We start from the raw sequence: 19456 nt of genomic DNA on the forward strand, positions 1-19456 counted from the left end.
ATCCCGCCGCCTTCTACGGTCCTTCCATGCTTCCGGAACAGACCGTGCGGCAACTACGTGAGGCTCCGGCTGCCCACGACGCCCAGACGCCGGACACGGACGCCACTCCGGCGATCCCGGGCTGGCGGTTGATCGTCAGTGACACCGGGCGGTACTGGGCGATCCGTAACCGGGCTTTCCCTCGGGTGGCGTTGCGGGCCGGGGTGGAACCGGCTGTGGACGCTGACACCTTCGAGGAGGTTCGGGCCGCTGTTGCCGTGCAGGAGGAGAAGGCCCGCGACGCCGTGGCCGCCGTTGAGGGAGGGGCCTCGTGATCGGGCGCTCCCGGCCCGGTGGGCGGCTCGGGATGGGCTGCCTGCGGCGGCGGTTTATCGCAGGGTGTGGGATGGCCCTGCTCGGGCTGAGGCTGAGGTGCTCGACCAGGCGTGTTCTGGGTGGGCGGTGCTCTACAGCCTGAGTGAGCGTCGGTTCTTCGCGTTCTGCGCGTGGCCCAGCCCGCAGCCGGTGATCGTCAGTGACTCCACCGCCGAGGGGTTGGAGCAACGGATGCGGGAGGCGGAGACGCTTCTGATCCTGCGGATGCCGCTCCCCGAGTCGTTGGGGAGGGCGGCATGATGCCAGGTCTCACGTCGCCGGGTCCAGTGGTTGGTGTCGCACGTCGAAGTTGCGACGCCGTGCAACAGGCCCACCCCGACTGGCTCGTGTTCCACAACTCGGCGACCGGGGTGTGGAGCGCCTACCGACGTGCTCTGCCGTACAGGCCGGAGCTCCGAAACGTGTCGCTGGTGCGGGCCGAGTCGGTTGAGGAGTTGGACCGCAAGTTGGCCGCTCAGGTGTCTCCGGTGGTGCCGCCGAGTATTCGGGCGGTCGCGGTCGCCCGTGCTTTGCAGGCTCGGACCGCTCATGCCATTCGGGCTGGTCAGCGGCCTCCGGGGCTGCGCAGGTTGCTGCGCTCCTAAAAGCCGGTACGGCGTGCAGGGGAACCTCATCCCGCTCCCTGCTCGCCGTACCTCATGAACGTGCGGCTCAGTCAGGAGGGGTCTGGGCCGCACACCTCGCAAGGCGGATCCCACACGCGCCGGAATGTTCGGTGTGTTGGGGAAGGGGGAGCCGTCTGGCGCACCGGCCCCGTGTCGCGACGGGGCCGGTCCTCCTCCAGGGTGCCCGGTCCGTGCTCCCCGGCTCGGGGCCGGGCACCCGCCCTCCCATCTGAACCGGCATGGCCTCCCCGTGTGAGGCGTGCTTCCTGTCCGTCCTCCGAAGCGAGACGACGATGACCGACCACGAGTACGAACAGCGCGTGATCGACGTGCTCATCAGCACGCACCCCGGCTGGCGCTACGAGCAGCGTGACCTGCCTGGCCTGCCCCGGTGGTGGGCGATCCGGTACTGCCCACTGCGGCCCGACCAGCGTCGGGCCGGGGCTCGGGACGTGCTTGGCCGTACCAGTCTGCGCCGGTTGGTCAGCGCGTTGGCGCGTCACGACGAGATCCTCCACCGACTGCGTTACTGAAGGGACTCCCCATGCCCGCGAGCAAGGTCGTCACCCCCGACGGCACGTTCACCACGGGAGAAACCACCGATCGACTCCTCACCCCCGGGGAAGTGGCCCACATCTTCGGGGTGGACCCCAAGACCGTTAACCGGTGGTCGCTTACCGGGAAGATTCCGTCGATCAGGACGCCGAGTGGGCAGCGGCGTTATCGCCAGACCGACATCGACGCGCTTCTCAAGAGCTGATGGCTCCTGGAGGGAAGGGGGATATGGCCTTTTCCGGGGGGTGTGGGGTGGCGCATGGTGGTCAGCATGCGGGTTGGGATCTTTCTCGTCGCGGCCGGATTCCCTGGCAGGGAGCCGGGGCAGGTGCTGCGGGACACGGTTGACGCGGTGGTGGCCGCCGAGGAGGCGGGCTTCGACGACGCGTGGATCGCCGAGCACCACTTCATGTCGTACGGCGTGTGCCCCTCGGCGGTGACGTTGGCGGGGGTCGCGCTTGGCCGTACGAGCAGGATCGGGGTGGGGACGGCGGTGAGCGTGCTGTCGGCGCGGCACCCCGTTGAGCTGGCCGAGCAGGCGGCGATCCTGGACCAGGTGTCCGGGGGGCGGTTCACGCTCGGGGTCGGGCGGGGTGGTCCCTGGCTGGAGCTTGAGGTGTTCGGGATGGGGTTGCCCAGGTTCGAGCGCGGGTTTCCCGAGTCGCTCGACCTGCTGTGCGCGGCCCTCGGGCAGGACACGGTCAGCGCGGACGGGGAGTTCTTCCGGTTCCGGGAGGTGCCGATGGTCCCGGCCGTCAGGTTGAGGCCGGTGGTCGCGTGCACCTCGCCGGGGACGGTCGCGCTGGCCGCCGAGCGTGGGCTGCCGATGCTGCTGGGCATGCATCTCGACGACGAGGGCCGGGCCGGGCTGCTGAGGGAGTACGGCGACGCCCACGGTGCTGCTCACGGTGGGGCCTGTGGTGCTGCTCACGGCGATATCCACGGCGATATCCACGGTGGGGTCTGCGGTGCTGCTCATGGCGATACCCACGGCATCTGCGGGGGGCACGTGGCGGCGGTGGTTGGGCATGTGGGGGACTCGACGCGGGAGGCCGTGGCGGAGCTGAGGGCGGCGATGCCGGGGTGGCTCGGGCCGGGGCTGGCGGGATACGTGCCCGTTGACGGGCGGCCTACGGCGCGGCGTGACGTCGCGGACTACGTGGACTTTCTCTGCCGGACGCATCCGGTCGGTTCTGCGGACCTCTGCGTCGAGCGGATCGAGCGGACCGTCGCCAGGACTGGGCTGAGCCGCCTGATCCTCATGGTCGAGGGGGCGGGCTCGCGGGAGCGCACCCTCGACACGATCAGGCGGCTGGGGGCCGAGGTGCTGCCCCGGATCAGAAAAACGCCCTCGTCAGACCGGGGCACGGCCTGACGAGGGCGGGAGGGGTCAGCAGTCGACGAGCTCGGGGCTCTGGTTGAGAATCTGGGACCTGGCGGTGACGAACTCGGCGTGGGCCTTGACCGCCGTCGGGTCGAAGACCGCCACCCGGTGGCAGTTCTGGAAGGCCAGCTTCACCCCGAAGTGGCGCTCAAGGGCACCGCGCATGGAGTCACTGGCGAGACAACGCAGGAGCTGGCCACGGGCGGCCTCGTCCGGCGGCGGGACGGTGTTGTCGGTGAACTCGGCGCCGGTGCGCTCGCGCTCGCCCACCAGGTCACTGATGAGCGACCAGGCGTACGGCAGGGAGTCACGGACACAGGCGACGAAAGCCGCGTCGTCCACCTCGCCGGCCTTGGCCTGGTCGAGCAGCTCGTTCGGAACGGTCAGCGACATGCTGCCTTCTCCTCTCAGAAGGGAACTTACAGACACTAGGCCGGGCCCGATCTGCCTCCAGCTAGCGCGGGAGGGACACTCGTGTGGGCCCGAAGACGAAGTCGGGGTCGATCTGGGCCGCCAGATCCTCTCCCGTGGCCCGGTTCGCCCAGGCCCGCGCGTTGCGCAGGTGGAACTCCACCGTCTGACGGCCGAAGCGCTCCCAGTCCTTCTCCCGGCCGTCCACCGCCTCCAGCAGCGCTCCGAGGCCCGAGGAGACCTCCGGCTCCAGATCCTCCAGCCCGAACGGCCGTCCCTGCTCCATGCCCCGCACCACGCCCGAGTGGCCCAGGCACACCAGCAGGTCCGAGCCCACGTGCTCGCGCAGGAACGCCACGTCCTGCGGGCTTTGCACCTTGTTGCCGACCACCGCGACCGCCACCCCGTAGTCGGCGGCGTACTCGCGGTACTGCCGGTAGACCCCAACCCCCTGGCGGGTCGGTTCGGCCACCAGGAACGTCAGGTCGAACCGGGTGAACAGCCCCGAGGCGAAGGAGTCGGCCCCGGCCGTCATGTCCACCACCACGTACTGCCCCGGCCCGTCCACCAGATGGTTCAAATACAGCTCAACCGCCCCCACCTTGGAGTGGTAACACGCCACCCCCAGGTCGGACTCACCGAACGGCCCCGTCGCCATCAGCCACGGCCCGTACGGCGCCGCCACCGCGAACCCCTCATGGATCGGGTCCGTCGCGGAGAGGCCGGTGGACGCGGCGGGCGGGAGCTCCAGCAGCCGCGAGCCCTGCCCTGGCGGGGTGGTCTTGACCATGGTGGCGGCCGAGGAGATGCGGGGGTTGTCGCCCCGCAGCCACTCCTTGATCTCGGTGAGGTGCGAGCCCATCGGCCGGGGCAGGGCTTCCTCGTCCATCCCCAGCACCATGCCCAGGTGCTGGTTGATGTCGGCGTCGATCGCCACGACCGGCAGGCCCCGGCTCGCCACATAGCGTGCGAACAGCGCCGACACGGTCGTCTTCCCGCTGCCGCCCTTACCGACGAATGCCACCCTCACGGCGCCGATCCAATCTGGTTATGAAAATCATTGCAGGACCTGAGAGTGATAATCATGCCACGCCGTACGGCGGGCGGAACCGCCAAAAGTGAGAACGGCGCGGGGAGTTAGGTGATGGCGCGCCTGATACTGGCACTTTCCATCCGATAAGGCGCTTCAGATTTTTTCCTACTAAAAGGGGATATATCGGGCGGGGAGTGATGGGTTGAGGGGCGGTTCGAAAGGGGGCTTCGGGCTGTGTCCTATTGCCGGAACATCCCTGATCGGGGGAAGGGGCGTCGTTCCGGGCGGGTCCCCCAGGGCTCCGTTCAACTGCCGATATTTCCTGGCTTGACGGGCTGCTCGCGGGAACGGGCCGCCTGGGGAATCAGTCGCGGGAGTCGTCGAAGCGGGAGACGAACCACGAGGCGAAGGAGGCGGTGACCACGCCCAACAGGCCTACCCCGCCCAGCATCAGCAGGCCGCCGACCCAGCGGCCCCGCCAGGTGACCGGATACACGTCGCCGAAGCCGACCGTGGTGATCGTGCTGACCGTCCACCACGCGGCGTCGCCGAAGGTCCTGATGTTCCCCCGGTGCGCGTCGCGCTCCGCCCCGAACACCAGCAACGCCGAGGTGAGGCCGTACAGCAGCGTGGTGAGGGTGGCGTAGGCGGCGACCTGCGCCTGGAACCGGAAGGAGGGGCCGCGTCGCCGGCGGTTGATCGATCCCCTGCTGATCATGCCGACCGCCCGCAGCGGGCAGAGCGTCGGCACGACCAGGAACACCAGCGACAGCCAGTGGTGGCGCAGGAAGGACATGTGGTTCGGGGCGAGCGCCAGCCGTACGGCGACATCGACGGCGAACAGGGTCCACATGCCGAGCAGGACCGCCCAGCTCGCCACCCGGGCCGGGAAGGGCATGCCGGGAACGAGCGTCAGCGTCGCGAAGGCCGCGAGGAAGACCAGGGAGGCGAGGATGAGCGGCACCTCGCTCGCCCGTTCCCAGCGCTCCGAGCGCGACGGGACGGTGTCCTGGTGTTCCGTCGCCGCCCCCTCACCGTGTGATGGCTGTCATACGGATCGTCACACTTTCTGCGGGGACGGAAACATACCAAACGGTATGGCATGGTGGAGGCATGGCGACGGAGCGGGACTGGCTTGACGAGGGGCTCGCCGTACTGGCCGAGCAGGGGGCGCCGGCGGTGACGATCGAGGTGCTGTGTGAGCGGCTCGGGCTGACCAAGGGGTCCTTCTACCACCACTTCCGGGGGATGGCCGCGTATCGGGCCGCGCTGCTCGACCACTTCGAGAACAGGTTCACCACCGAGTTCATCGCCGTCGCCGAGTCGGGCGAGGCGAAGCTGGAACGGCTGCTGAACCTGGTGACGGGGAAGGGCGACGCGGCGGGGCTTGAGGTCGCTGTGCGGGCCTGGGCCCAGCAGGATCCGCTGGCCCGTGCCGTACAGGAACGGGTGGATCGGCGCAGGATCGAGTATCTGAGCACGCTGTGGCGGCGGCGCGGGGGCGAGGAGCCGGAGACCATGGCGCGGCTGCTGTATCTCATCCTGGTCGGCGCGGGGCACCTGGTTCCCTCGCTGACGGCGGACGAACTGCGTGAGGTCTACGAGCTGGCCGTACGGCCCTACGGCCGGTCATGAGCCGGGCGAGGTTCCACGCGGTGACCGAGGGGCTTCCTGGGCCGCGCGCGCTCGCGGAGGGGGCCGACCACCTCGACGTCAAGACCGTCGAGGGGAGGGCGTCCCTTGAGGAGTTCCTCGGGGGGATGCTGGCCTGGCGGCCGGGGTGGCTGCGGTTCCTCTACCGGGTCCGCGGCGGGTTCGTGCGGCTGCTCGGGATGCGCCAGAACGGGAACCCGGCCGAGGGAAGGGCACCCGCCGGGAAGGACGCGTTCGTCCCCGGCGCCAGGGTGCCGCCCTTCACCGTCGTCGAGGCGGACCGGGACCGCTACGTCGCCGTGGTCGTCGCGGAGTCGCACCTCACCGCCCACCTCGTGGTCGTGGCGGAGCCGGGGCGCTTCCACGTGGCCACGGTCGTGCACTACCACCGCTGGACGGGGCCGGTCTACTTCGCCGTGATCCGGCCCTTCCATCACCTGGTGGTTCGCGCGATGGCCCGCGCGGGGGTCAGGGGAGGGCGTCCTTCGTGATGTGGGCGAAGGTGATCTCGCTCAGCAGCGTCTCCTCGTGCTCGCGCAGCGCGCTCCACACGTCGGCCAGCGGCCTGGCCACCCCCGGGTAGTCGGCGCGCGGGGAGTGCTCGGGGTTGCCCTCGACGACCACGATCACATCGGCCAGGGTGATCTCCTCGGGAGGCCTGGCGAGCCAGTAGCCCCCCTCGGGGCCGCGCTGGCTGTTGATGAGCCCTGCCCTGCGCAACTGCAGCAGGATGTTGTCCAGAAACCTCCTGGGGATGTTCTGTGCGACGGCGATCTTCTCTGCGGGGACGGGGCCCGGAGGCGCCGCGGCCAGTTCGGTGACCGCCCGCAGCGCGTACTGGGTTCTGGCGGAGATCCGCATGTCGGTCAGTTACGTACCTGCTGGAGGCCCCAGCGGCGGCGCAGCGCGTTGTCGCCGGTCTCGAACAGCAGGTCGATGCCGACGCCGATCACCAGGATGATGATCATCGTGGCGAGCAGGCCCGCCGAGTCGGCGAGTTCACGGTCGTAGTAGAGCCGCTCACCCAGCGAGGACTGGTGGGCGATGATGACCACCAGCTCACCGGCCATCAGCGAGCGCCAGGCGAACGCCCAGCCCTGCTTGAGCCCGGCGAGGAACGACGGCAGCGAGGCGGGCAGGATGACGTGCCGGTAGAGCTGCAGGCGGCGGAAGCCCAGCACGTGGCTGGCGCGCAGCAGGATCGGCGGGGTGTAGTCGACACCGGTGATCAGGCCGTTGGCGATGGACGGCGCGGCACCGAGGATGACCACGAAGGTGATCGCGCTCTCGGTCAGCCCGAACAGCAGGATCGCCAGCGGGAACCACGCGATCGACGGCATGGTCTGCAGACCGGTGATCAGCGAGCCGAAGGCCGCCCTGAGCACCTTGATCCGGGAGACCACGGCGCCGACGGCCAAGCCGACGACCACGGCGATCGCGAACCCGGTGACCGCGCGGCGCATCGTCACCGCGATGGCCTGCCAGTACTCGGGGTCGGTCAGCCGCTCGCCCAGCGTGCCCAGGGTCTCGGCCGGTCCCGCGAAGACGTACTCGGGCCAGCGCCCGCTCCACACGACGCCCTGCCAGATCGCGAGCACGATGGCGATGGCGAGCAGCATCGGCCAGGTACGGCCCCACAGCCGGGAGGCCAGCCCACTGCTGGTGCCGCCGCCCAGTTCGAGGGCGTCGAGCCCGGCGAGCTGCCTGGCGTGGATGTCCGAGGGCTGACCGGCGGCGGGTGCCTGGTCAACTGCCATGGCGCAGAACCTCCTGGCGCAGTCGAGCGGTGACGGCCGACGCCAGCTCGGCCACCTCCGGTGAGTCGGTGACGCGGGGCCGTTCGATGTCCACGTCGAACTCCTCGGCGACCTTGCCCGGCCTGCTGCTCAGCAGCACGACCCGGTCGCCGAGCCGTACGGCCTCGCGGACGTTGTGGGTGACGAACAGGACGCTGAGGCCGCGCTTCTGCCAGATGCGTTCGAGTTCGTCGTGGAGCAGGTCGCGGGTCATCGCGTCCAGCGCGCCGAACGGCTCGTCCATCAGCAGCACGTCGGCCTCCTGGGCGAGCGCGCGGGCCAGGGAGACACGCTGGCGCATGCCGCCGGACAGCTCGTGCGGGCGCTTGGCGCCGAAGCCGCCCAGATGGACGATGTCGAGGAACTCCGCGGCGCGCTGACGGCGCTCCCGCTTGGCGACTCCCTGGACCCGCAGCGCCATCTCGACGTTGGCGGAGACGGTGAGCCACGGGAACAGCGCGGGCTCCTGGAACATCATGGCGATCTTGCGTCCCCCGACGCTCAGCGTGCCCGCGGTCGGGCTGTCCAGCCCGGCGACCAGGGAGAGCAGGGTGCTCTTGCCGCAACCGGAGGCGCCGAGCAGGCTGACGAACTCGCCGGGCGCCACGGAGAGCGAGATGTTGTCGAGGGCCAGCAGTCCGTTCTTGCCCTGGCCGTAGATCTTGGAGACGCCGTCCAGCCGGACCGCGGGCTCGTCGCCCTCGGCCCGGCGGGCGGCCCGCTCCGTGAGCGGAGCTGTCACTGTGCCCTCCTGGGGACTCGGATCGGGTGGACTACTTGTCGGCTACCTCGGGCTGCCCCTTGGCCTTGAGGACCTCGTTGAGCGTCTTGAGGTCGTAGATGCCGTTCAGGTCGACGGGCTCAAGCAGCCCGATCTTGATCGCGTGGTCGGCGCTGCCGACCAGCGAGGAGGCGATCGGGTCGTTGGTGAAGGTGATGTTCTTGAACGCGCTGTCGATGACCTCCGGCTTGAGCGGCTTGCCGCTCAGCTTCTCCAGCGCGGCGTTGACGGTCTTCGCGGCGTCGGCGGGGTCGGCGTTGATCGCGGCGTTGGCCTCGACGTGGCCTTCGAGGAGCTGCTTGACGACGTCGGGGTGCTGGGCGGCGAACTCCTGGCGGACGATCAGGTGGGTGATCACGAACTGCTTGTTCGGCCAGAGGTCACGCTCGTCGATGAGGACCTTGCCCTTGCTCTCCTGGATCAGGCGGCTGGCGAAGGGCTCGGGGACCCAGGCGCCGTCGATGTCGCCGGTGGCGAAGGTCTGCAGGGTCTGGGAGTTCTCCTGCGGGACGATGTTGACGTCGCCGCCGCCCTTGGTGTCGGTCTTCAGGCCCTTCTCCTGCAGCCAGTAGCGCAGGGCGACGTCCTGGGTGTTGCCGAGCTGCGGGGTGGCGATCTTCTTGCCCTTGAGGTCCTCGACGCCGTTGATCTCCGGCTTGACGACCAGGAAGACGCCGCCCGAGGCCGCACCGGCGATGATCTTGATCGCCTTGCCCTTGGACTTGGCCCAGGCGTTGATGGCCGGGTTGGGGCCGATGTAGGTGGCGTCGATGGCGCCCGAGAAGACCGCCTCGATCGCGGCCGGACCGGCGTTGAAGGTGGTGGCCGTCAGCTTGGTGGAGCCCAGGTGCTTGGCGAAGAGACCCTTCTCGATGCCGACGAGCGCGGTGGAGTGAGTGATGTTCGGGAAGTATCCGAGCCGGACCTCCGCGAGCTTGTCTCCGCCACCGCTGGAGCCCCCGCTTCCAGGTGTCCCTGTCGTTCCCGAGCTCCCGCAGGCCGCGGCCAAGGTTGTGAGCGCCAGTACGGCGAGTGCCGCCACCACCCCGCGTGCCCCGCGAGCTTTCATGACTACTCCCTAATTCCTACTTAATAAGTCGGTTAGGTGTATATAAGGGTTCCACGGGGGTTTGTGTCAAGCCGATCACCCCAAGGGGGCGGCACTGTTATCGCTTCGTGTTCTCACGTGCGGGATCGGTGACAATCTTTGGGGTCGATGGGGTGAATGTTTGTCATGGTGCTGATGATGCCTGTGTGACCTGGGGTATCCGGATCGGTAGTGGATCTTGAGCCCCCCGGCGAGGTCGAAGCCAACGGACAGTTCGGTGACAAGGGGCTGCGTGGTGTTTGCCGGAACATGGTCGTGTCGCGGTCCAGGGCGGTGGGTCGGTGGGTTCACCGCGTGCTGTGTCGCGTTCCTCGCATTCGTTACACCTTCGGCGGCGATCGCCTCGGGGGCAGCCTCCTCGGGGGCAGTCGATGAGCCGGGGCCACGGTTGCGGATCGTCAAGACCGCGGCGCCGCTTCCCGTCAGGAAGGGCGCGCGGCTGCTCTACATGATCACCGTGGTCAACGAGGGCGACGCCGACGACCCGGACGTCACGGTCACCGACGACCTGGGCGGGGTGCTCGACGACGCGGACTACGGCGGGGACGGCGCCGCCCCGACCGGCACCGTCACCTACGACGCGCCAAAACTGACCTGGACGGGCCCCGTGGGAGCGGGCGAGGTGGTGACGATCACCTACAGCGTCACCACGCACGACGGCGGTGACGGGAACCTCAGGAGCGAGCTGACCGGGCCACCCTCCGCCTCGACCATCTCGAACTGCGTCAGCGACGGGTGCGAGGCGCCCCTCGGCATGGCCGAGCTGAGGATCGTCAGGTCGTCGGAGCCCGCCGTACCCAAACTCGGAGAAACCATCCGCTACACGGTCAGGGTGACCAACGTCGGCACCGTCCCCTATCAGGGAGCGTCGTTCACCGACGACCTGAGCGGGCTGCTCGACGACGCGACGTTCGGCGACGACCTGCGGGCCTCGGACGGCGACGCGTCCTACAGCGCGCCGACGGTCCTGTGGAACGGCGACGTCGATCCCGGGAAGACCGTGACCGTCACCTACTCGGCCAGGACGCACCTCCCGGCGACCGGGGACCGGCGGCTCGGCGGGGTCGTGGTCTCCGAGGGAGAGGGCACCAACTGCCCCCGAGGCTCGGCCGACCCGCGCTGCGGCGACCCCGGGGGCCAGGGCGTCCCCGAACTGACCGTCACCAGGAAGGCGGAACCGGCCACCCCGAAACCAGGACAGACCGTGGCCTACACCGTGACGCTTGAGAACACGGGCACCGGCCGCGATCCGGACGCGCGCTACACCGTCGACCTGTCCGGGGTGCTCGACGACGCCACCTACCGTGACGACGCCACGGCCACCACGGGCACGGTGACGTACGGCAGGCCCGTGCTGGAGTGGCGGGGCGACCTGGACGCCGGGGAAGAAGCCACGATCACCTACAGCGTCGTGGTCGGTGACCCATCGCCGAGGGACGTTCCGGTCGAGCCGGTCGCGGTGGACGATTTCGAGCCTCGGGTGCACCACCACGAGGAGCCCGAGTGCGATGACGAGGCCTGCTTCGGACCGGTCGGGCCCCAGCTTCCCTACACGGGCTTTCCCTCGGGGATCGCGCTGCTCGGACTGACGCTCTGCGGGCTCGGCGTGGCCGTACGGCTGACCGCGCGGGTGAGGGAATAGGTCAACGGGGCTGGTAGGTCAGCCGCAGACGGCGTCGAGGGTGGCGGGGCCGTCGCCGGTGTGCCGCTGGGCCGTACGCGCCGGGCCTGAGGCGGAAGCCGAGGAGTCCGCGGACTGCGCCAGGACGTCGGCGATCTTGTGCCTGATCAGGTGGTAGTCGGGGTTGGCGGTGTCGATCAGCGGCGGGACGAACTGGAAGCTCCTGATCTTCGACCCCTTCACCTTGTCGGACAGCTCGATCAGGTTCGGCAGCAGCTCACGCGGGATGTCGGTCGAGACGGCGTGCGCCGTCGCGTCGGCCAGCCGCTCGAAGCTCCTGAGCACCGTCACCGGGTCCGCCTGCTTGGTGACGGCGTTCATCAGGCACTTCTGCCTGCCCATCCGGACGTAGTCGTCGCCGTAGGTGCGGGACCTGCCGAACCAGAGCGCCTCCTCGCCGGACAGTTTGCGCGTTCCCGCCGGGATCAGGCCCTCGTTCTGCCTGCCGTACACGATGGGGTCCTTGATGGTGACCTTCACCCCGCCCATCGCGTCGATGATCTTCGCGAAGCCGTACATGTCGACCATCACGTAGTTGGTCACATCGAGGCCGGTGAAGTCGCCGATCGTCTGCTTCAGCAGGGTCGGGCCGCGCCTGCCCGCCGGGACCCCGGGGACCATGTCGGGGTGCTCCTCGGCGTACTGGAAGACCTCGTTGAGCAGGCCCGGCGTGTACGGCGGCTCGCCCCCGAAGCCGAAGGGGAAGTGCTCGCGCGGCGGCCCGTCGGGCATCGGGACGTGCTCCAGGTTCCTGGGCAGGCCGAACAGCACGGTCGTACCGGTCCTGGTGTCGATGCTGGCCACGGTCATGCTGTCGGTGCGCACGCCGATCCTGTTACCCGCCGCGTCCGCGCCGATCAGCAGGATGTTGAGCCGTTCGCGGCCCTTCCACGGATCGACCGGGATTGGGGTGGCGCTCGCGGTGAAGACCGAGGTCACCACGTCCTGGGAGATGTAGGCCAGCCGCGCCGCGTAGGCCAGGGGCGCGATCACCATCGCGCACAGCCCCCCGACGGCCAGGGCCGACAGGTAGCGGGCGGGGCCGGACAGCGACTCGGGGCGCACCAGCCGGTAGGAACAGACGACCACGGCGACCGTGGCGGCGGCGAACAGGATCGCGCCCAGCGTGAAGGCCCACAGCCAGCCCGGCCGCACGACCAGGGTGAGGATCTCGGGCCTGCCCGTGACGAGGGCGGAGACGACAGTCGTGACGATGACCAGGTAGGTCCCCATCAGCAGCGTGCCCGTCACGCGCCTTCCGGTTCGCAGGTGGGCCAGGCCCCACAGCACGGCGGAGCCCAGGGTGAGAGCCAGGCCCGATCCGATTCCCGAACGATCCCTGTTTCCTGCCATCTGGTCGACATCTCCCGTCCCTCTGGCCCCCCACGTCGCAGGTTAGTGACGGTTTTCGAGTGAATGAGCTATGTACCCCTACGACGCGCTGAGAAGCCTGAGTCAAGATTCGGTGCACGCATTCCCGCTGGTTACGGGGGTTTGCGGGTTTTTCAAATCGCGGTCAAAAACAGTTCTCAGCGGGATTTACCAGGCGAGAAGGGGGATTCCCGGTTATGTGCGAAGGACGATCAGCGCGGTCCTCGTCGTGCTCGGATGCGTCTGCGCGCCGTTCGCCCTCGTCGGCTTCTGGATGGCGGACCGGGTCGTCGAAACCGGACGTTATGTCGAGGCGGTGACACCGCTCGCGGAGAACTCCACGGTCCAGGACGACGTCGCCGACCGGGTAACCGCCGTGGTCGCCGAGTCGATGCGGGAGCTGGACACCTCCATGCCCGACCACATCGTCCGGATGGCGGTGGACTCGGTCGTCACGGGCGACGGGTTCCCCGAGATCTGGAGGCGGGCCAACCAGGAGGCGCACCGGCGCATGTCCGCCAGGCCACGGGACGGGGACGTCGTCCTCGACTTCACCCCCGTCTGCGAGCTGGCCAGGATCGAACTGGGGCACGAGGGCGTCCCGGCCGCCGCGCGCCTGCCCGCGCTGCACCCGAGAATCGAACTGCTGTCCGCGACCGACCTGGCCAGGGCCTGGGCCGTACGGTCCTGGCTGGTTCCCTGGAGGTGGGCGGTGCTGGCCCTGTCGGTCGTCCTGCTCGCGGCGGGGACGTTCTTGGCGGGGGACCGGCTCGGCGCGCTGCTCGGTGCCGGGCTCGGCCTGGCGGGCGGCATGACGGTGCTGGCCGTGCTTCTGGTCGTGGTCCGCGACACCGCCCTGTCGGGCGCCACGGAGGACGGCGTCCAGGGGCGGATCTTCGTCGCGGTCTTCGACGCGCTGACGGGGTCGCTGTGGACCTGGCTACGGGTGATCTTCGCCATCGGGTTGGCCACGGCGATCGTGGCGTTCTTCACCAGGCGGCGCCTGTGAACGGCGTAGCCGAGTCTGGCGCCCGGTTCACCAGGCGGCGGCACCTCTGAACGACGTGGCCGAGGGGCGGTAGCCGAGTCTGGTCCTGGCCGCCGTGATGTCCAGGGTCCGTTCGACGGCCAGGTGACCGATGGCGTAGCGAGTGAGCCGGGGCGGACGCGGACGCCGCAGCAGCCGGAACACCGCCTCGGCCACGGCGGCCGCGGGTTCGACGAGCGCGGAGGGCAGATAGTACGGCTCGGCGTCGATGCCCAGCTCCGTGATCAGCTCCCGCAGCGCGGCGTCGAGGACCACGGGTTCGGCGTCGGTCACGTTGAACACGCCGTACCTCACCGGCCCCGCGGCGGCCCGCAGGCACGCCTGGACCAGGTTGCCGACCGAGGTCAGGCTGATCCGCTGACGCCCGTCCCCGACCGCCAGGAGCCTGCGCCCCCGGACCGCCCCGAGAATGCGGGGCAGCAGCGTCGTGTCCCCTTTGCCATAGATCGCGTGCGGTCGCAGGATCACCGCCCTGTCCAGCTCCCGCTCCGCCGCGGCCTTCGAGGCGCCGTAGGCGTTGGCGTAGCGCCGCACGGGCGCCGCGTCCTCGGTGGCCATCACGGTCGGCGTGAACGGGTCGTAGACGCTGGCCGTACTCACGTGCACGAACCTGGCCTGCGGAAACGCGGCCGCGGCGTTGCGGGTACCGTCCACGTTGGCCGCCCAGATCGCCGGGGACGGCCCCCAGTCGGTCACGCTCCCCGCGCAGTGGATCACCGCGTCCACCTCGGGCAGTTGCGGGCGGGCCCCCAGAAGATCCCACGAGGTGTACGGCGCGCCGCCCACGTGCTCGGACTCGACGCGGGGGCGCCTGCCGAAGGCCCACACCTGCCACCCCTCGTCGACGGCGCCCCTGCAGACCGCCCCGCCGACGAACCCGGAGGCCCCCGTGACCCCGATCCTCATCGGATCACCCCTTTCCGGACGTCGTTCAGGTGCGGCGCGTGACCAGTTCGCGAAGGGCCGTGCGGTCGAGTTTGTCAGCGCGGCCCGAGCGGGGGAAGGCGTGGATTGTCTCGATACGGTTGGGTATGGCAGGGGCGTCCATGATCTCGGGGAGCGCTTTCCTGAGCAGGGTCTCGTCGTAGCCCTCCGCGGGGACGACGGCGAGCACGACCTCCTCGTCACCCGTCTCGGGATCGGCGAGCCCGACGACGGCCGCCTCGGCGATCCCGGGCAGCGCGGTGATCGCGGGCTCGTAGAGACCGGGATAGATGTTCACCCCGTCCCGCAGGATCATGTCCTTCTTCCTGCCGAGCAGAACCAGCCTGTCGCCGTCGAGCCGGGCCAGGTCGCCCGTGGCGATCTCGGTGAGCGGCTCCTCGCCAAGATAGCGCTGGGCCAGGTGCGGTCCCGAGACGAACAGCTCGCCGTCGTCGGCGATCCGCACGCCGACCCCGGGCAGCGGAACGCCCATGAGGTCGCCCTCCGGGTAGGCCAGCTTCTCCTCGGCCGAGGCGATCGCGATGGGCAGCGCCTCGGTCATCGCGTACACCGACAGCACCTGGGGCCCGGACCCGACGGCCCTGCGCAGCACCCCCGCCGGCGCCGGGGCCGCCCCGAGCAGCAGGTAGCGCAGGGTCGCGGGCAGCTTCGGCGTCCCGCGCAGCAACCGGTCCAGGTGGACGGGGACGGCGAAGGTGTGGGTGGCCCTCCTGGCGGCCAGCTCCTCGGCGAGGTCGCTACCCCCGGGAAGCGACCAGGTCGCCCCGGCGAGCAGCGCGGGCAACCCCAACATCAACTGGTCGGTGTGCACGACGTCGCCCGGTCCGAGGGGGAACGCTTCCCGGAACAGGTCGAGTCCGGCGGCCAGCGATCCTCGGGTGTGGACCACGCCTCGGGGACGCGCGGTGGTGCCCGACGTGAAGATCACTGCTGCGGGCTGATGTGGTGAAATTTCGGATATGTCTGGCGCGGTAGCGCCGGACATATCTGACTTTTCTGGTTGTGGGTCTTTGTTGGGGGACGGGGACTCTCGTGGAGGCTGTGTCCTGTCGTGGCTCTCTTCCCCGCTTCCCTCAACTCGTTCCCCGGCCCGGCCTTCGGGACGGGCGCCTGCGGTCGTGTCCCACGGCTCCACTCGGTCCCTGGCCGGGTCCTCTGTTCGATCCTCGGGCCGACTCCCGGCTAGGTCCTTGGGTTGGCCGTCTGCCCGGTCCCCAGGAACAACCCCCCTGAGCACCCGCGACAGGCTCAGCGCGCCCCGGGGCACACCCGGCAGCCACGAACCCGTGTGCAGGTGCCGTACGGCATGCCCGGGAAGCGGGTCGCGCAGGTTCGGCAGCAGCAGGCCGCGACGGCGGGCCAGGCTCCGCAGCGGGCCGCTCAGCGTGTAGAGGATCGACTCGGCGACCACCCACCCGGGGCGGGTCGCGGTCATCCTGGCGGCGAGCACGTCGGGGGCGAGCCCGGGGTCGGCGAGCACGAGCGTCCCACCCGCCGCGACCGAGCCGAGCGCGAGCACCACCGCGTCCACGCCGGGCCGTACCGCGAACAGCACGCCCTGCCCGGCCGCCGTCGCGGCCATCGCGGCGCGCACGGCCTCGACCCGGTGAGCCAGCGCGCCATAGCTGATCTTCCGCCCGCGCCCGTCGATCAGGGCGGTCCGGTACGGCTCCCGCCGGGCGGTCTCCATGATCCCGGTGATGATGTCGTTCATGCCGCCGTGATCCACAGGTGCTCGTAGGTGGGGATGAGGACTCCTCTGGCCGCGCGTCGCCGTACGACACGGACGTTGTGGGACAGCAGGACCGTGGCCACCGCCCTGATCTCGGCCAGGGCCAGCGGGTATCCGATGCAGAAGTGCGCCCCCGCGCCGAACCAGATCCGCCGCAACTCGGGCGGATGCCTCCTGGACGGGTCGAAGGGGCCGTAGGCGCGGGCGCAGTTGTGGGTCACGATCACCACCCGGTCGCCGGGCCGTACGGCAAGCCGCCCGACGTGGGCGGGTTCGCCGACCGAGCGCAGCATCACCGGGGTCGGGGTGGTGACCCGCATGGCCTCCTCGATCACCCGGTCCAGGTCGTCCACCTTGGTGCCGTGGTCGTGCAGCAGCGCGACCAGCCGGGGGACGAAGGTGGCGACCGTCTCCGTACCGGTCAGGAAGAACGCGCCGGCCGCGCCCCTGGCCTCGGCGGCCGAGAGTCCCTGCGACTTCATCCTGCCCATGACCGTGGACTCGTCCCCGGCCTCATAGGCGGTCTGCGCGATGTCCCCGATCCGGTCGAGCACGCCCCTGGCGACCGTCACCTGCCGCTCGTTCAGCCGCCGGGAGCGCAGCGAGACCATCGAGACGACCCGCTCCCCTTCGGCGAACAGCTCCCTGGCCCTGGCCGCGGAGACCTCGCCGAGCCCGATCGTCCGGCAGATCACCGCCCCGGCCATCGTCCGCATGACGTCGACCAGATCGACGGTCTCACCCCGCCCGAGCCGTAAGGAAAGGTCGTCGAGCGGCTCCCGCAGCACGTCGGCGACCAGCGCCGAGACGTATCCCGGGGTGAACAGCGGCATCAGCTTCCTGCGCAGCGCCGCGTGCCCCGGACCCTCCATGTTCAGCAGCACCGAGGGACCGAGCACCGGCGTCCACAGGTCGCCGGGAGAGCCGGGGCCGTCCTTGCGGAACCGCGCGTCGGTCAGTACGGCCCGCGCCGTCGCGGCGTCGTTGACCACCACCCCGAGACCGGGGACGCGGACCGCGGGTCCCAGCCGGGCCAGCAGCCGTACCAGCGGGTAGGCGAAGGGATGGGCGGCCAGGTGGAGCCGGGTCTCGTGGTTCATCGGATGTCGACCACGTCGGGGCGGTAGCGGTGGTCGGCGTACCACGCCAGGGTCCCGGCCAGGCCGTAGGCCCGCAGGCGGCGCACCGAGCCGTAGACGACCACGTCGCGGCGGGAGCCGTACGCGGAGGTAATCTTGCGGACCCGGTTGACCAGGGCGCGGTCCTCGTGGACCTCCTCGATGGCGGTCCTGGGGAAGCCTCCCGAGCGCTCGTACAGCGAGGCCGTGATCGCCATCGCGCAGCCCGGCATCATCACGTAGGGGCCGACGTACTCCGGCGACCGGTTGCCCGGCCTGAAGCGGCCGAACGTCGCGGCCACGTCCACCACGAACGGGATGAGACGCCGCTCCCAGAACTTCAGCGGGAACTCGTCCGTCCTGGGCAGCAGCCTGCCGCCGACCATTTCGAGCCCGTCGCCGAACGCGCGCCTGACGCCGCGCACCCAGTCGGCCCGGGGCAGGCAGTCGGCGTCGGTCCTGGCGATGTGGGTCGCGCCGTTGGCGATGGCGTGCCGTACCCCGGTGTCGGAGGCGGCGCCGGTGCCCTTCTGCGGCTCGGTGACCACCTGGACGCCGTGCCGTCTGACGATCTCCGCGGTGCCGTCGGTGCTGGCGTTGTCCACGACGACGAGCGTGAAGTCACGGTCGTCCTGCGCGTCGAGCGCCCTGAGCGTCGCCTCGATGCCCCGCGCCTCGTTGTAGGCCGGAACGACCACCCACAGGTTCATCACATCTCCGCCAGGATCACGCCGGTGCTGATTCCGCCACCCAGGCCGAGCAGCGCCACCAGGTCCCCCGGCCGCCAGGTGCCAAGCGCGAGCTGCAGCGGCAGCGTGGTCGAGGCGCAGTTGCCGTGTTCGGGGAGGCTGACCACGAGCCTGTCGGCGGGGATGCCGAGCGTGGCCGCCAGATGGTCCAGGTACGGCAGCGCGACCTGGTGCACCGCGACGAGGGCGAAGTCCTCCCAGCTCAGTCCGGTGTGCTTGAGCGCGTTGAGGAAGACGTCGGGTCCTGCCAGTTCGAACGCCTCCTTCAGTCGCCGTCCGTCACCGCGGAAGTAGGAGTGCTCGGGGTCGCGCGGGTGCGCGGTGCCGCCGCCGGGCAGCGTGCCGATCGCCCATGCCGTCGAGTCGGCGGCGAAGTCGCGGTAGAAGATGCCGCTTTTTTCGTCGGCGCTCAGCATCACGGCGCCCCCGGTGTCCGACAGCGTGTATCCGGCGAAGGACTCGGCGAACTGCGCGTGGTCGCGCACCCGCCAGCGGACCGCCCGGGAGGGGACCTCGCCCGAGCAGACCAGCACCCTGCGGTGCGCCCCGGTCAGGATCAGCGCCTCGGCCACCTGGATGCCGTTCAGCACGCTGTTGCAAGCGTTCTTGACGTCGAAGACCGGACATGAGAGCCCGAGTTTGGCGGCCACGATGTGCGCGGTCGCGGGCTCGACCATGTCCTGCGAGGCGGAGGCGAAGATCAGAAGGTCGGCGTCGGCGTGGTCGAGTCTCCTCGCGGCCTCCACGGCCAGGTCGGACGCCTGTTGGTCGTCCTCGGCGACGTGGCGGGACCGGATGCCGGTCATCCGCTCGATGACACCCCGGTGGGGGACGTACCCCTCGATCCGCCGCTCGACCTCCGCGCTGGTCATGGTCCGTGGCGGCAGGTATGTCGCGACGCCCGTGATCCGGGCTTTCATGATCCCCCTAGGTTTCCCGATATCGGGGCAATGTACCGAAAATATGGGTAATTGTCCTGGTCAGGTCGGGGCGGGGGGCGCCGGGCGGGGGCTCTGAAGGGTGGGCCGAAACCCTCATGATCGTGCCGGGTGGGGGTTGGGAGTCCCGATCTATGGCGGAGTGAGTGTTCCATGGCGCTATGTCGCGATTT

22 protein-coding genes are annotated in these 19456 nt (G+C 69.9%); 9 read left to right on the forward strand and 13 right to left on the reverse strand.

From position 1 onward, the window contains the following. Positions 1-26: 26 nt before the first annotated feature. The 5 genes from FHS44_RS41055 to FHS44_RS20850 all read left to right on the forward strand — a co-directional run bounded on the left by FHS44_RS41055 (position 27) and on the right by FHS44_RS20850 (position 2910). Positions 27-314 (forward strand): hypothetical protein, encoded by a 288-nt coding sequence (locus tag FHS44_RS41055; RefSeq protein ID WP_246435772.1) that lies wholly within the window; start codon positions 27-29, stop codon positions 312-314. Between the two features lie 127 nt (positions 315-441). Beyond that, positions 442-615: a hypothetical protein gene (locus FHS44_RS20835; RefSeq protein ID WP_184717139.1), complete on the forward strand. Its 174-nt coding sequence runs from the start codon at positions 442-444 to the stop codon at positions 613-615. Positions 616-1273: 658 nt separating this feature from the next. Further along, on the forward strand, positions 1274-1513 hold the full coding sequence (locus FHS44_RS20840) for a hypothetical protein (RefSeq protein ID WP_184717141.1): 240 nt from the start codon (positions 1274-1276) through the stop codon (positions 1511-1513). Positions 1514-1524: 11 nt separating this feature from the next. Beyond that, positions 1525-1740, forward strand: coding sequence for a BldC family transcriptional regulator (locus tag FHS44_RS20845; RefSeq protein ID WP_184717143.1), 216 nt, complete (start codon positions 1525-1527; stop codon positions 1738-1740). A 66-nt stretch (positions 1741-1806) separates the two neighbouring features. Further along, the gene (locus FHS44_RS20850; protein WP_184717145.1) at positions 1807-2910 is read left to right on the forward strand and encodes an LLM class flavin-dependent oxidoreductase; all 1104 of its coding nucleotides are present in this window, start codon (positions 1807-1809) and stop codon (positions 2908-2910) included. A gap of 15 nt (positions 2911-2925) precedes the next feature. Here FHS44_RS20850 and FHS44_RS20855 read toward each other — a convergent pair whose 3' ends face one another. From FHS44_RS20855 to FHS44_RS42380, 3 genes are all read right to left on the reverse strand, one after another. Further along, positions 2926-3312, reverse strand: coding sequence for an SCO5389 family protein (locus FHS44_RS20855; RefSeq protein WP_184717147.1), 387 nt, complete (start codon positions 3310-3312; stop codon positions 2926-2928). 61 nt (positions 3313-3373) lie between these two features. Continuing rightward, the gene (locus FHS44_RS20860) at positions 3374-4360 is read right to left on the reverse strand and encodes an ATP-binding protein (protein WP_184717149.1); all 987 of its coding nucleotides are present in this window, start codon (positions 4358-4360) and stop codon (positions 3374-3376) included. A 367-nt stretch (positions 4361-4727) separates the two neighbouring features. Then, the gene (locus FHS44_RS42380) at positions 4728-5327 is read right to left on the reverse strand and encodes a potassium channel family protein (protein WP_184717151.1); all 600 of its coding nucleotides are present in this window, start codon (positions 5325-5327) and stop codon (positions 4728-4730) included. Between the two features lie 149 nt (positions 5328-5476). Between FHS44_RS42380 and FHS44_RS20870 the strand changes: the two genes are divergently transcribed. Next, a complete protein-coding gene (locus tag FHS44_RS20870) occupies positions 5477-5998 on the forward strand; it encodes a TetR/AcrR family transcriptional regulator (protein ID WP_184717153.1) in 522 nt (173 codons plus the stop codon). Then, entirely contained in the window at positions 5995-6507 is a 513-nt protein-coding gene (locus FHS44_RS20875) for a DUF2867 domain-containing protein (protein ID WP_184717155.1), read from the forward strand. The genes FHS44_RS20870 and FHS44_RS20875 overlap by 4 nt, the downstream gene beginning before the upstream one ends. On the opposite strand, the gene FHS44_RS20880 is transcribed toward FHS44_RS20875, so the two are convergent. From FHS44_RS20880 to FHS44_RS20895, 4 genes are read right to left on the reverse strand one after another with little or no spacing between them, the layout of a single operon-like run. Beyond that, positions 6485-6877 (reverse strand): RrF2 family transcriptional regulator, encoded by a 393-nt coding sequence (locus FHS44_RS20880; protein ID WP_184717157.1) that lies wholly within the window; start codon positions 6875-6877, stop codon positions 6485-6487. The two genes, FHS44_RS20875 and FHS44_RS20880, sit on opposite strands and share 23 nt — an antisense overlap. Positions 6878-6882: 5 nt before the next feature. Continuing rightward, the gene (locus FHS44_RS20885; protein WP_184717159.1) at positions 6883-7773 is read right to left on the reverse strand and encodes an ABC transporter permease; all 891 of its coding nucleotides are present in this window, start codon (positions 7771-7773) and stop codon (positions 6883-6885) included. Continuing rightward, positions 7763-8554, reverse strand: coding sequence for an ABC transporter ATP-binding protein (locus FHS44_RS20890; RefSeq protein ID WP_184717161.1), 792 nt, complete (start codon positions 8552-8554; stop codon positions 7763-7765). The genes FHS44_RS20885 and FHS44_RS20890 overlap by 11 nt, the downstream gene beginning before the upstream one ends. A gap of 31 nt (positions 8555-8585) precedes the next feature. Continuing rightward, positions 8586-9662: an ABC transporter substrate-binding protein gene (locus FHS44_RS20895; RefSeq protein ID WP_184717163.1), complete on the reverse strand. Its 1077-nt coding sequence runs from the start codon at positions 9660-9662 to the stop codon at positions 8586-8588. A gap of 427 nt (positions 9663-10089) precedes the next feature. Here FHS44_RS20895 and FHS44_RS20900 point away from each other — a divergent pair, with 427 nt between their 5' ends. Beyond that, complete coding sequence (locus FHS44_RS20900) at positions 10090-11343, forward strand: DUF7927 domain-containing protein (protein ID WP_184717165.1); 1254 nt, start codon at positions 10090-10092, stop codon at positions 11341-11343. 18 nt (positions 11344-11361) lie between these two features. Here the strand turns inward: FHS44_RS20900 and FHS44_RS20905 are convergent, their stop codons facing one another. Continuing rightward, positions 11362-12735: an LCP family protein gene (locus FHS44_RS20905; protein WP_184717167.1), complete on the reverse strand. Its 1374-nt coding sequence runs from the start codon at positions 12733-12735 to the stop codon at positions 11362-11364. 217 nt (positions 12736-12952) lie between these two features. Between FHS44_RS20905 and FHS44_RS20910 the strand changes: the two genes are divergently transcribed. Further along, complete coding sequence (locus tag FHS44_RS20910; RefSeq protein WP_184717169.1) at positions 12953-13762, forward strand: hypothetical protein; 810 nt, start codon at positions 12953-12955, stop codon at positions 13760-13762. 27 nt (positions 13763-13789) lie between these two features. Here the strand turns inward: FHS44_RS20910 and FHS44_RS20915 are convergent, their stop codons facing one another. The 5 genes from FHS44_RS20915 to FHS44_RS20935 are packed head-to-tail and all read right to left on the reverse strand — an operon-like array spanning position 13790 to position 19265. Continuing rightward, positions 13790-14707, reverse strand: coding sequence for an NAD-dependent epimerase/dehydratase family protein (locus tag FHS44_RS20915; RefSeq protein WP_184717171.1), 918 nt, complete (start codon positions 14705-14707; stop codon positions 13790-13792). Between the two features lie 25 nt (positions 14708-14732). Continuing rightward, positions 14733-16460, reverse strand: coding sequence for a class I adenylate-forming enzyme family protein (locus FHS44_RS20920; protein WP_184717172.1), 1728 nt, complete (start codon positions 16458-16460; stop codon positions 14733-14735). Beyond that, positions 16457-17578: a cytochrome P450 gene (locus FHS44_RS20925; RefSeq protein ID WP_184717174.1), complete on the reverse strand. Its 1122-nt coding sequence runs from the start codon at positions 17576-17578 to the stop codon at positions 16457-16459. The genes FHS44_RS20920 and FHS44_RS20925 overlap by 4 nt, the downstream gene beginning before the upstream one ends. Beyond that, on the reverse strand, positions 17575-18306 hold the full coding sequence (locus FHS44_RS20930; protein WP_184717176.1) for a glycosyltransferase family 2 protein: 732 nt from the start codon (positions 18304-18306) through the stop codon (positions 17575-17577). The genes FHS44_RS20925 and FHS44_RS20930 overlap by 4 nt, the downstream gene beginning before the upstream one ends. After that, entirely contained in the window at positions 18306-19265 is a 960-nt protein-coding gene (locus FHS44_RS20935; protein ID WP_184717178.1) for a 3-oxoacyl-ACP synthase III family protein, read from the reverse strand. The genes FHS44_RS20930 and FHS44_RS20935 overlap by 1 nt, the downstream gene beginning before the upstream one ends. Between the last annotated feature and the right edge of the window lie 191 nt (positions 19266-19456).

This window comes from Streptosporangium saharense (assembly GCF_014203715.1).
In the GTDB taxonomy this organism is placed as follows: domain Bacteria; phylum Actinomycetota; class Actinomycetes; order Streptosporangiales; family Streptosporangiaceae; genus Streptosporangium; species Streptosporangium saharense.